Consider the following 12,623-nt stretch of genomic DNA (forward strand, 5'->3'; position numbering starts at 1 on the left):
TTATACTTTTTTTGATAATAAATCTTCTAAACTGTTTTGTAAATTAGGGAATTCGAAGCGAAAACCTGCATCCTGAATCTTCTGTGAAGAAGCTCTGGAGCCTTCTAACAAGGCATTTGCCAATTCTCCAAAGATAAGCTTTAATACAAAAGCAGGGAGATTGGGCATGAATAAAGGTTTTTGTATTGTTTTAGCAATTTGTTTTGTTAAATTTTCATTAGTTATATGCTCCGGAGAATTCGCGTTGTAAGCACCATTTATATGTGAATTTTTTAAGGCAAATTCATAAATAGAGCAAATGTCATTAATGTGAATCCATGGCATATATTGTTTTCCTGTTCCTAAAGGAGAGCCAATATAATACTGGATAGGAGGAAGCATTTTTTTTAAGGCACCTTCTTTTTCAGATAGTACAACGGCGGTTCTTATTTTTACGACCCTTTCAGCTAAATTCTGTTGTTTAAATTCGTCTGCAGCTCTTTCCCATAGAATGACAACTTCACTTAAAAAATCATTTCCGGGATCATCTGTTTCTGTAAATATTTTTTCAGAAGTTATTGTTCCGTAATAATTGATTCCGGAGGCAGAAATAAAGGATTTAAGCTGTATGTTTTTTCTTTTCAGCGTGTTTAAAAGAAGTTGTGCCGAGTCGACACGACTGGAAATGAGTTCTTTTTTCCTTTCGGTTGTCCATCTTTTTTCTGAAATATTGGCTCCTGCAAGATGAATAATATGAGAAATATTTTCAAATGCAGATTCATCAATGGTTCCTTTTTTTATGTTCCACTCGTATTCATTAGCCCGTTTTTTATTGCGAGTCAGGAATCTCACCTCATAGTTGTTTTCAATTTTTTTTGCTAACTCTTGGGCAATCAATCCGCCGGCTCCTGTAATCAGTACTATTTCTTTCATATAGCAAATCTTTATGCTTGATTTTTTACTATGAGTATATAATCGTCTTCCAGTATTTTATATCCGTAATCATAGATGAATTTATATTCGGCTCCGTTTTTATAAACTTTAATATTGGTGAAATAGTTGAAATCAAAACCTAAGCCATCCAGCTTTGCTTTTGCGATTTTAGTTTTTCCTTCCGTATTTATATCTGTCAGAATACGATAGTTTTTGCGTAGCTTATTATTCACATTACGCATCAGATTATTAGAATCTTTATTCTGTTTATTATTGCAGGCGTTTCTACAGGCATCATTGCAGAATTTTTTGTCGGATCTTCCGATGATTTTTTCACCACATTCTAGACAATTCATAATTTTTATTTTTTCATTTTGTGTGGATGTGAATGTTTTTTCTTCAATAATCTCTTAAACCTTGTATGGTTAGGATAGCTCCTATTAGGCGTTAAATTATTAAAAAACAAAGCAACAATCAATAAGATAATACAACCGGATAAAACAGGAGATAAAACATACCAATATCCCAATTCAGGAATTTTTCCTGTAGAGCTTACGGCAATAAGTGCAGTGGCTCCTCCCGGAGGATGTAAAGTTTTTGTGTATTGCATTAAAACAATAGAAAAAGCAACGGCTAAAGGAGCAGAAAGCCAGATGATGTCCGGTACAATTTTATAAATAGTAACTCCTACCAAAGCAGAGAGAACATGCCCTCCGATTAAATTTCTGGGTTGAGCTAAAGGACTTTGGATAGCTCCGTAAATTAAAACACTGGATGCTCCAAAAGAACCAATAAGAAAAATGTTTTCTGTTGCCGATAATGTATGAGACTGAATAAAAGCAATTATTCCAATTCCAAAGAAAGCCCCTAAAAATGACCAGAAATGCTCTTTGTAGTCTATTAGGGTTTCTTTATAGATTACATATTTTGAGACTCTTAATGTTCTTTTAAAAGTTTTCTTCACAATTTTCTTTTTTATAAGCTAAAGATACAAAATATCCGTTTGCAAACGACTACAAATGAATTTAAATGATTTTTAACCGATTCAATAGACAGATTTCCAGAATCTTTGCAACAGAGATTTGAGAAAAACAGTGAGCGTCTCTTATCTGATTGTTAAATTAAAAAATAATAAAATTATGTCACTAAGAAACAAAGTAACATTAATTGGTTACACAGGAAAAGAAGTTGAAATTACAAACTTCGAAAACGGAAATATCAAGACAAGTGTGTCTTTAGCTACGAATGATCATTACACCAACGCAAAAGGAGAGAAGGTGGAGGAAACTCAATGGCACAATCTGGTAGCATTTGGTAAAACAGCTGAGATTTTCCAGAAATATGTTCCTAAAGGAAAAGAAATTGCCATAGAGGGAAAATTAACATATAGATCGTATGATGACAAAGATGGGGTAAAGAAATATATTACAGAAATAAGAGTAGATGAGATCTTACTTTTAGGAAGTAAATAATATTATTACTGTTAGATCTAGTAAAATAATTAAAAACACAAATCAGATGAAAGTTAAAGTTTTAAAAGTTAGAATTGCAGAAGAATTTTTACGGATCGATCAAAAAAATATTGATCAGTTTCTGAGTGAGCATCAAATACTAAACGTTGAAACTGCTTTTGTACATGATGAAAATTTTTGGTCGGTCATCTTTTATTATGATGAAGTAAAACATTCGGTAAACAGTGTAAAAGATTCTAAACCTGTAAAATATTCTGCAGAAGATGAACCTCTGAATGAAGATGATGTTAAAATATTAGATGCATTAAAATTATGGAGATCTGAAAAAGCTAAAGAACAAAATCTACCGTCTTATTTTATTGCAACTAATAAAGAACTGACTTCTGTTGCTAAATATAAACCAGCTAAAAAAGAAGAATTATTAGATATTAAAGGTTTCGGAAAACATAAAATTGAAAACTATGGAGAAGAAATTTTAGACATTTTAGAAAGTATATAATTAAAAATTGAGTAAATAATAATCAAAGCAAACACAAATGATGATTTATTATTTCCAAGCCAAAGAATGTATTTCTTTGGCTTTTTGATGACGGAAAGTCTTTGTAAATCCTTACTTTTGCATACACAATCATTATCAACTATCAATTGTCATTTATACAATGAAACCAAGTTTAGCGAAAGGAACGAGAGACTTTACAGCTTTAGAAGTTTCCAGAAGAAGATACATTATCAATATTTTACAGAAAAATTTTGAATTATTTGGTTTTCAGCCATTAGAAACGCCTAGTTTTGAAAACCTGTCTACATTGACTGGGAAATATGGTGAAGAAGGAGACCGTTTAATTTTTAAAATTTTAAATTCAGGTGAATACACTTCAAAAGTGAATCAGGAAGACTGGGAAAATAAAAACCATCAGAAACTGACTTCTCAGATCTCGGATAAAGCTCTTCGTTATGATCTTACTGTGCCTTTTGCAAGATTTGTGGCTATGAATCAAGGAAAACTTACATTTCCTTATAAACGTTACCAGATTCAGCCGGTTTGGCGAGCAGATCGTCCTCAAAAAGGAAGATTCAGAGAGTTTTATCAGTGCGATGCAGATGTTGTGGGAAGTGAAAGTCTTTGGCAGGAAGTGGAGCTGGTCCAGTTGTACTTAAAGTCTTTTTCACAGCTTAATGTTTCAGTAACCATTCATATCAATAACCGAAAAATTCTTTCGGGCTTAGCAGAATATGCAGGAATCACGGATAAACTGATAGATTTTACTGTAGCTTTAGATAAGTTGGACAAAATTGAGAAAGATGGAGTCGTAAAAGAACTATTAGAAAGAGGAATTACTCAAGATTCGATTGATAAATTGGATTTCCTTTTTAATCAATCCAACGATGCATTAGAAAATCTTCTTCAACTGAAAGAAAAATTTGAAGGCAATGAAACCGGATTAAAAGGAGTAGAAGAATTAGAATTTGTACTTACGCAATCTGTTAATTTAGGTGTTGATATCCAGAATCTTGTTTTTGATATTACTTTGGCAAGAGGTTTAGATTATTATACCGGAGCTATTTTCGAAGTAAAAGCTGATGAAGCCCAAATGGGATCCATTGGCGGTGGCGGAAGATATGATAACCTTACCGAAGTGTTTGGAGTGATAAATGTCCCCGGAATAGGAATCTCATTTGGTTTGGACAGGATTTATCTGGTTATGGAAGAGCTTAACCTTTTCCCTCAAGAAGCAGCAGCCAATATTGAATATCTGTTTGCTAATTTTGGAGGTGAAGAAACGCTGGAAGCTTTGAAATTGATTAGTCAACTAAGAGAAAAAGGAATTTCGGCAGAGCTGTATCCTGAAAATGCAAAACTGAACAAGCAATTCACCTATGCGGAAAAGAAGGGAATTAAAAACCTGGTTTTCTTAGGGGAAGAAGAAATAGGAAATTCAACTGTAAGATTAAAAAATTTAGAAACAGGTGAACAAAAAATCATTTCTCTACAAGAATTTTTAGCATAGTTCAAATTATAAAATAAAATTCCGGCTGATCTTCTAAGAAGTTAGCCGGAATTTTTTTATATATTTTATTTACGTTTTACTTATGAAAAATACTCATATTCTTTTTTCTCCATAGCATATTTTTTATCCGACAAGTTTTTACCGATTGCTTCAAATTTCCATTCATGACTTATTTTAAAAAGTCTTCCCACAAGTAACGTGCCCTTTTTTACCGATTCACTGCTCTTTGGTATTTCAAATTGACAATGTTTTGTCTTGATTTGATGGATATTTCCTTCAAATATCTGAGCTGTTACAAAAGGTACAAGAGAAAAATCTATTGTTTTAATTTTTCTAGGATTAATATGGAGATAAAAAAAGATTTGATCAATATCGGTACTGATCTTTTCAATATTTATTTTGATTAATTTCTTGTCAGAACTTTCTAAAGAAGAATTATCATTTTCCTGATGTTTCAAGGCTTCATCTTTAGAAGAAAGCTTTCCTAATGGAAAATTATTCTGAATAAGCCAGCTGTTGTATTTTGGAGAATGGATCCAGTCAAGTTTGTTTCCATTTTTATCAAACATAATACAAGTTAATTCAAGATCAATTTCTGTTAAACTTTTTCTGTTAAAAAGGCTTAGATAAAAAGGCAGAGGTAATTTCACCTGTCCCCAACTAACTCCTAAACAGAAGTCAGTAAGATTTTGTCCAGTGTTTTTTTTTAGAGTAAAAAAATCTCCTTTTTTTAAATTTAACATGTGCACGGTTTATTTGAATAATGGTGGTTTTAGTTTTTATTAATGGTAGTTTTACAAATGTATATATTTTTTTGTTTATAAATCTGTGAATTTGCGTAAAAAAAATGTGAATTTTTACAATGGCTAGAATTTTTTTCATTAATTTGTGATATATTTGTTAAAATAACTAAACTTGTATTATAAATAACATAATGGAGAATTATCTGGAAATCAATAGAAAATCTTGGGATGCAAAAGTAGAATTTCATCTACAATCAGATTTTTATTTTGTAGATGAATTTATGAAGGGAAGAACGTCTCTAAACTCGATAGAACTTGAGCTTTTGGGAGATATTAGGGATAAAAAAATATTGCATTTACAATGTCATTTTGGGCAGGATTCAATTTCCTTATCGAGAATGGGAGCAAAGGTTACAGGGATCGATTTATCGGATAAAGCTATTGAAACAGCTAAAGATTTAGCTCAAAAATGTGGAACGGATACAGAATTTATTTGCAGTGATGTATATAGCCTCCCTGATTTTTTAAATGAAAAATACGATATTATTTTTACCAGTTACGGAACAATTGGCTGGTTACCGGATTTAAAAAAGTGGGCGGACATTATCAATTATTTTCTGAAAGAAAACGGGAAATTTGTTATGGCAGAATTTCATCCTGTTGTTTGGATGTTTGATGATGATTTTACTAAAGTAGTATATAATTATTTTAATGAAAAACCCATAATAGAAACCTATGAAGGAACTTATGCCGATCAGTCTGCAGATCTTAAACAGAAGTACATCATGTGGAACCATTCTTTAGAAGAAGTGATTCAGAACTTGATAAAAAATGGTATTGAATTACAGGATTTTCATGAATATGACTGGTCACCTTATCGTTGTTTCAAACATGTGGAAGAATTTGAGAAAGGAAAGTGGAGAATTCCTCAATTCGGAAACAAAATTCCTTTAGTCTATTCTTTAAAAGCACAGAAAAAGCCATCATTATGATGGCTTTTTCTGTTGTGTATATGAATGTTAAATTTTTAGTTTATTAAAAGTTGGAATCCTGAACTTTTGCTTTAGTTTCATCCACTTTATCCTGAACCTGAGAAGCTACCTCATTAGCTTTATTTTTTATATCATTCCCCCATTTGTTAAGATTATCTTTTGCTGAATTGATTTTATCTTTTACAGCCTGCTGCTCTTCCGGAGTAGATTTCTTATACTTCCAATATGCTAAAGCTCCTAAACCTAATAACGCTAATAAGCCATTTGTTTTATTTCCCATGATTTCTTGTTTTAAAAGTTAATAATTAAGATTTGATAATAATATGTAAGTAAATTGTGTGCCAAAATAGAATTGAGTGTAATAAAATAATGTTAAAGTTTTCTTTTTCTTAATTACTGAGTAGTTTTATTGAAAATTTAATTTGTAACTTAATTTCATTATCTCATATAAACATCAAAAAGCTATTACTTAAATTTAATGATAAAAACTTTTAAAATAAACAGTAGAAAGTCATATATTTGAGTGACATCCAAATTTTAAAATTATAATAGATTTTGAAATACCTTTTTTCTGATGCTAATATTTCGAAATCGTCTGAATATGAATTCTGTTAAAACATATACTCTTTTTACGGACCATGATATTTATCTTTTTAAAGAAGGTAAACACTATCGGCTATATGAAAAATTCGGTTCGCATTCGGTAAATAAAGAAGTAGTTTCTGGCGTTTATTTTTCAGTTTGGGCTCCTCATGCAACGAAGGTTTCTGTAATAGGAGATTTCAATAAGTGGAACTCAACAGATCATATTCTATATCCACGGTGGGATGAATCCGGAATCTGGGAAGGATTTATTGAAGGATTAGAATGGGGAACTTTATATAAATATGCCATTGAAACAGCTCATGGTGAAATTTTGGAAAAAAGTGATCCTTATGCATTGAGCTGGGAACAGAATATACAGGCAGCTTCTTTGGTTTCTACTAACTGGTACGAATGGAATGATAAAGAATGGATGCAACACAGGTGGAGAAAAAACAACATAGAGGCTCCGATTTCTGTGTATGAATTGCATTTGGGCTCCTGGAGAAAAAGTGAATCCAATAATTTTCTGAATTATAGAGATATTGCGAAAGAATTGATTCCTTATGTTAAAGATATGGGATTTACCCATGTGGAATTCATGCCGGTAATGGAATATCCCTATGATCCGAGTTGGGGATATCAGATTACAGGCTTTTATGCGGCAACTTCACGTTTTGGTTCTCCTCAGGACTTAATGTTTTTAATTGATGAACTTCACAAGCAGAATATAGGAGTTATTTTAGACTGGGTTCCGTCTCATTTTCCGGGAGATGCGAATGGTCTTCACAGGTTTGATGGAACTTGTTTATACGAACATGAAGATCCCAGAAAGGGTTTTCATCCGGATTGGAAATCTTATATTTTCAATTATGGAAGAAATGAAGTAAAATCATTCTTAATTTCAAATGCCATGTTCTGGTTAGATCGGTATCATATAGACGGATTACGGGTGGATGCAGTTACTTCTATGCTTCATCTCGATTATTCAAGGAATGAAGGAGAATGGGAACCCAATATTTTTGGAGGGAATGTAAATCTTGAAGCGAAAGCTTTCTTGCAGGAATTTAATACTGCTGTTTATAAAGAATTTGGTAATGCCATTATCACTATCGCAGAAGAAAGTTCAGACTTTCCAATGCTGACAAAACCTGTTCATGACGGAGGAGTCGGTTTCGGAATGAAATGGATGATGGGCTGGATGCATGATACGCTGGATTATTTTGAAGAAGAGTTTACAAACAGAAAATATAATCATCATAAGCTTACGTTTGCTTCCATGTATATGTATAATGAAAATTATATGATGCCATTGTCTCATGACGAAGTTGTTCATGGGAAGTCGAGCCTTATTTATAAAATGGTTGGAGATGAGTGGCAAAAATTCGCCAATCTCCGTACATTATTTGTTTATATGTATACTCATCCCGGGGCAAAACTTCTTTTTATGGGCGATGAGTTTGGGCAGACCAGTGAATGGGATTTTACTAAAAGCCTGGATTGGGATTTGTTACAATATCCTGTTCATAAGGGATTGCAAACACTAGTTAAAGACCTTCACTCTATTTATAAAGATTGCCCTGCCTTTTATGAAAACCAGTTCCAGAAAGATGGTTTCGAATGGATTGAAGCAGATGACCTGGAAAATTCGGTATACATATACCTGAGAAAAGGGAAAAAACGAGATGATGTTTTTATGATCATCCTTAATCTTTTACCTAAAGTTATCGATTATAAAATAGGAGTGAAAGCAGGAACACATTGGGAAGTAATTTTCAATTCAGATGATGAACGATATTCAGGAAGCGGAGTAGAGCCGGAAGTATTCGGTGAACAATATGAAGAGTATATGCGTCATCCGAAGTCAATAGCCTTAAAATTACCACCTCTTGCAGGGGTTATCCTGAAACAGACAAAAGACAAGAAGTACAAAAACCATAGAAGTAAATTTAGAAAATAACACGCTAAATTTAGATAAACATAAAACATTTATAGAAATTATATGACCATATATCATCTAAGTACAGAATGTTATCCTGTAGCAAAAGTAGGAGGATTGGCAGATGTTGTAGGCGCTCTCCCCAAATATCAGAACAAAATAAAAGGAATTGATTCAAAAGTGGTTATGCCTTGGTATAACAAATCTTTTATATACAATCATGAGTTTGACATAGTTTTTGATGGGTTCATTCATCAGGGGCCGAATATGCTTCAGGTGCAGGTATTAAAGGAGAAAACCAACGCTTTGGGATTTGAATTGTTCATGGTTAAGATTCCAGGACTTTTAGATCGGGAAAATCCTTATGGTTATGCTGATGAGAACTTTCAGTTTATTGCTTTTCAACATGGTGTTTTACATTGGTTGAGTGCAATGGAAATTCGTCCGGATGTATTGCATTGTCACGATTATCATACAGGATTAATCCCTTTTATGACTGAGCATTGTCCTGAATTTGCTTTTTTGAAAGGAGTAAAAACGATAGGTACGATACATAATGGCGAATATCAGGGAAATATGAACTGGGAGATGGCTAAATATATCCCGTCGTTTGATTACTATAAATGGGGACTTTTAGACTGGAAAGGTCAGATTAATCCATTGGCAACAATGATTAAGTGTTGCAATGCATTTACTACGGTTTCGGAAGGATATTTAGAAGAACTGTTTATAAGTTTCAGAGGGTTGGAAAGTCTGGTCCGTCAGGAATTTGGAAAAGCATATGGTATCATCAACGGAATAGATAATGAAGTTTGGGATCCTGAAACCGACCCTATGCTGGACTTTAATTACAATATAGAAAATGTTGTTGAACGAAAGAAAAAGAATAAAGAAAAAATCTGTAAAGAATACAACCTGAAGCCAGAGCTTCCTCTATTTGCTTTTATTGGTCGTTTTGCAGGAGAAAAAGGAGCGGATTTATTACCGGATATGGTTTGGAGGAGTATAAAGCAAAGTTACGGAGCTTTAAATATTATTATTTTAGGATCAGGAGATCCTTATATTGAAAATAAATTGAAGGAATGTGATGCTACATATACCAATTTTGCATTAGATTTGGGATATAAGGAGCAGCTTTCTCATAAAATATATGCGTCAGCAGATTTTTTATTAATGCCATCAAGGGTAGAGCCTTGTGGTTTGAACCAGATGTATTCAATGAGATACGGAACAATTCCTGTCGTAAGATATACAGGAGGTTTAAAAGATACTGTAGCTGATATTTCTACGGGAGGAGCGGGAATTAATTTTGCTTTTCCTGGAGTAGATGATATGATTCATGCTATGAACAGGGCATTAAGTCTTTATAATCAAAAAGAAGTCATGACAGATCTTATTCATGCCAATATGAGCTTTGATTTTGCGTGGGAAAAATCTGCAGAGAAGTATTTAAAATTATATGGTAATAGTTAAAAAAATACAAAATATATGAATCGCAATGTAATTTCTATTGTTCTTGGAGGGGGAAGAGGAACAAGACTTTTTCCGTTGACCTTTACAAGATCAAAGCCGGCTGTTCCTATCGCAGGAAAATACAGATTGGTGGATATTCCTATTTCAAATTGTTTAAACTCGGGACTGAATAAAATACTGGTATTAACACAGTTTAATTCAGCATCTCTTAATTCACATATCAAGAACTCATATCATTTTGATATTTTCAGTAAAGGATTTGTTGATATCCTGGCTGCAGAACAAAACGTAGAGAACGATAATTGGTATCAGGGAACTGCAGATGCCGTTCGCCAGTCGATGAAGCATCTGGAAAAATATGATTATGATTATATTCTGATTCTTTCCGGAGACCAGTTGTACCAGATGGATTTTAGAGAAATGCTCGATTTTCATATTGAAAATGGGAGTGATGTTACCATTGCAACGATTCCTGTACATGCTAAAGATGCAACAGGTTTCGGAATTTTAAGCTCTGATGATGAAGGAAATATTACTTCTTTTGTAGAAAAGCCTGCTCTTGATGCTTTAGACAATTTAAAATCTGAAGTTTCGGAAGAAAATAAACATAAAGGGAAAGAATATCTCGCTTCCATGGGGATTTATATCTTTACAAAAAGCATTCTTAAAAAAATGTTTGATGAAGGAGCCGGAGACGACTTTGGAAAAGATATTATTCCAAGCTCAATTGGGAAATATAAAACCATGAGTTATCAGTATGAAGGTTATTGGACAGATATTGGTACTATTGAGTCCTTTTATGAAGCCAATTTAGATTTATGTCAGGATCTGCCGCAATTCAACTTATTTTCTACTTCTCCAATCTATACAAGAGCGAGAATGTTGCCTCCTTCAAAAATTAATGGTTCCTATGTAAGCAAGGCGATATTTGGAGACGGATGTATCATTATGGCTGATAAAATTGAAAATTCAATCATAGGAAACCGTACAAGAATTGATAAAGGCAGCACAATTGTGAATTCTTACATTATGGGTTCGGATTTTTATCAAAATACAGATGAAATTCTGAAAAATAATAAAAAAGGAAATCCCAATATGGGTGTTGGAAAGTATTGCTATATTGAAAAGGCAATTTTGGACAAAAACTCATATATAGGAGATAATGTGAGGATTATAGGAGGGAAACATTTAAAAGATGGAGACTATGGAACTTATTCTGTTCAGGACGGAATTGTAGTGGTGAAAAAAGGTGCCGTTTTACCTCCGGGAACTCATATCGGATAATAATTCTTTAACATAAACAAGTGATCGAGTATATTGGTCACTTTTTTTATTTGTATTACATTTGTGAAATGCGTTTTTTCAAGATTTTAGCTGTACTTATTGTTCTTTTGGTGGGAGCTTATGCTTCTTCCATGTATTTTTTTGTAGAGGAAAATAAAAATTTTCAAATTGAAAAAGAAATTGATTATCCCTTAGATAAAGTCTTTTCTCAATTCAACAACCTGCAGCATTTTACCCGTTGGAACAATTTTTTTACGAGCTCTCAAAGCATAAATATAGATTATTACACCCCTTACGAAGGAAAAGGGAGTTCAATAAGCTATGTAGATACTAAAAACGACAGGGAAGGGGAAATGTTTATCCGCTATGAAAACCCAAATAAAACTTTAAAATATCAGCTTTTTGAAGATGAAAATGAAAATCCTACGCTAGTTGATGTGAAATTTAAAGCAGTTTCTCCCGAAAGAACTAAAATTATATGGTATGTTCATACGCCTAAGCTTTCGGTACTGAGAAGAGTTGAAAACTTTTGGACAGAAGATAGATTTGCCGAAAATATTGATAAAAGTATGGCAAACCTGAAGAATGTTTTAGGCAATAAAGTAGAAAAAGACCATCAGATGGCTGCTATAAAATACGACAGTCTTATGGTTGAAAAAGAGGAAGAGAAAATATTACTCGGAATTAATATCAGTACCTCCAATAAAAAAGATGCTTTATATAAAAACGTGGTTATGAACTATAACAAAGTTTATAACTATGTAACCATGGATTTGGGTAAAAAAGAAGACGAATTCGGCTACCCTGTTTTGATAACAGATGCAGACAATTACAAAGATAAAGAGGTTTCTTATTTTATCGGAATTCCGCTATCTAAAAAAATTGGGGTTACAGATAACAACTTTAGCTTCAGGACAATAAATCCTACGCAGGATTATGTTGTTTACTATAAAGGAAATTATGCCGGAAGAATACAGGCAATTCAGCAGCTTATTCAGAAAGCAAAAAAAGACGAAATGCGTTTTGGAGATATTCGCCAGACTTTCATAGAGCGACCTATGGATGATCAGAATGTGAATATGAAGTTATCTTTATCAGTTTATAAGTAAATTACTGAAATTTATCATTTTTATAGTTATTTTTAATAAGTTAGCACTGTTTCACATCGGTTTTTTTATTAAATTTGAGGATTAATTCTACAAATAAATTTTAATAAT

Annotated in this window: 13 protein-coding genes; 8 read left to right on the forward strand and 5 right to left on the reverse strand. The window is 32.8% G+C overall.

The genetic code is table 11. The features are described from left to right. The 3 genes from P0Y62_03180 to P0Y62_03190 are packed head-to-tail and all read right to left on the reverse strand — an operon-like array spanning position 1 to position 1,876. Positions 1 to 912, reverse strand: a complete 912-nt coding sequence (locus P0Y62_03180; protein WEK70559.1) for a TIGR01777 family oxidoreductase — start codon at positions 910 to 912, stop codon at positions 1 to 3. A gap of 11 nt (positions 913 to 923) precedes the next feature. Further along, positions 924 to 1,268 (reverse strand): hypothetical protein, encoded by a 345-nt coding sequence (locus P0Y62_03185; protein WEK70560.1) that lies wholly within the window; start codon positions 1,266 to 1,268, stop codon positions 924 to 926. A 5-nt stretch (positions 1,269 to 1,273) separates the two neighbouring features. After that, a complete protein-coding gene (locus tag P0Y62_03190; GenBank protein WEK70561.1) occupies positions 1,274 to 1,876 on the reverse strand; it encodes an HPP family protein in 603 nt (200 codons plus the stop codon). A 175-nt stretch (positions 1,877 to 2,051) separates the two neighbouring features. Here P0Y62_03190 and ssb point away from each other — a divergent pair, with 175 nt between their 5' ends. The 3 genes from ssb (at position 2,052) to hisS (ending at position 4,393) form a co-directional block, all read left to right on the forward strand. Then, positions 2,052 to 2,384: a single-stranded DNA-binding protein gene (gene ssb, locus P0Y62_03195; GenBank protein ID WEK70562.1), complete on the forward strand. Its 333-nt coding sequence runs from the start codon at positions 2,052 to 2,054 to the stop codon at positions 2,382 to 2,384. Positions 2,385 to 2,430: 46 nt separating this feature from the next. Next, the gene (locus tag P0Y62_03200; protein ID WEK70563.1) at positions 2,431 to 2,883 is read left to right on the forward strand and encodes an HRDC domain-containing protein; all 453 of its coding nucleotides are present in this window, start codon (positions 2,431 to 2,433) and stop codon (positions 2,881 to 2,883) included. Positions 2,884 to 3,043: 160 nt separating this feature from the next. Continuing rightward, entirely contained in the window at positions 3,044 to 4,393 is a 1,350-nt protein-coding gene (hisS, locus tag P0Y62_03205) for a histidine--tRNA ligase (protein ID WEK70564.1), read from the forward strand. Between the two features lie 80 nt (positions 4,394 to 4,473). Here hisS and P0Y62_03210 read toward each other — a convergent pair whose 3' ends face one another. Next, positions 4,474 to 5,136, reverse strand: coding sequence for a TerD family protein (locus P0Y62_03210; GenBank protein ID WEK70565.1), 663 nt, complete (start codon positions 5,134 to 5,136; stop codon positions 4,474 to 4,476). Between the two features lie 191 nt (positions 5,137 to 5,327). Here P0Y62_03210 and P0Y62_03215 point away from each other — a divergent pair, with 191 nt between their 5' ends. Further along, entirely contained in the window at positions 5,328 to 6,128 is an 801-nt protein-coding gene (locus tag P0Y62_03215) for a class I SAM-dependent methyltransferase (GenBank protein WEK70566.1), read from the forward strand. 43 nt (positions 6,129 to 6,171) lie between these two features. On the opposite strand, the gene P0Y62_03220 is transcribed toward P0Y62_03215, so the two are convergent. Next, complete coding sequence (locus P0Y62_03220; protein ID WEK70567.1) at positions 6,172 to 6,408, reverse strand: YtxH domain-containing protein; 237 nt, start codon at positions 6,406 to 6,408, stop codon at positions 6,172 to 6,174. A gap of 321 nt (positions 6,409 to 6,729) precedes the next feature. Here P0Y62_03220 and glgB point away from each other — a divergent pair, with 321 nt between their 5' ends. The 4 genes from glgB (at position 6,730) to P0Y62_03240 (ending at position 12,515) form a co-directional block, all read left to right on the forward strand. Further along, a complete protein-coding gene (gene glgB / locus P0Y62_03225) occupies positions 6,730 to 8,670 on the forward strand; it encodes a 1,4-alpha-glucan branching protein GlgB (GenBank protein WEK70568.1) in 1,941 nt (646 codons plus the stop codon). A 42-nt stretch (positions 8,671 to 8,712) separates the two neighbouring features. Continuing rightward, positions 8,713 to 10,122, forward strand: a complete 1,410-nt coding sequence (locus P0Y62_03230; protein WEK70569.1) for a glycogen/starch synthase — start codon at positions 8,713 to 8,715, stop codon at positions 10,120 to 10,122. Positions 10,123 to 10,137: 15 nt separating this feature from the next. Further along, positions 10,138 to 11,406, forward strand: a complete 1,269-nt coding sequence (locus tag P0Y62_03235; GenBank protein WEK70570.1) for a glucose-1-phosphate adenylyltransferase — start codon at positions 10,138 to 10,140, stop codon at positions 11,404 to 11,406. 68 nt (positions 11,407 to 11,474) lie between these two features. Further along, positions 11,475 to 12,515, forward strand: coding sequence for a polyketide cyclase (locus P0Y62_03240; protein ID WEK70571.1), 1,041 nt, complete (start codon positions 11,475 to 11,477; stop codon positions 12,513 to 12,515). The last annotated feature ends 108 nt before the right edge of the window (positions 12,516 to 12,623 follow it).

This window comes from Candidatus Chryseobacterium colombiense, from assembly GCA_029203185.1.
Classification (GTDB): domain Bacteria; phylum Bacteroidota; class Bacteroidia; order Flavobacteriales; family Weeksellaceae; genus Chryseobacterium; species Chryseobacterium colombiense.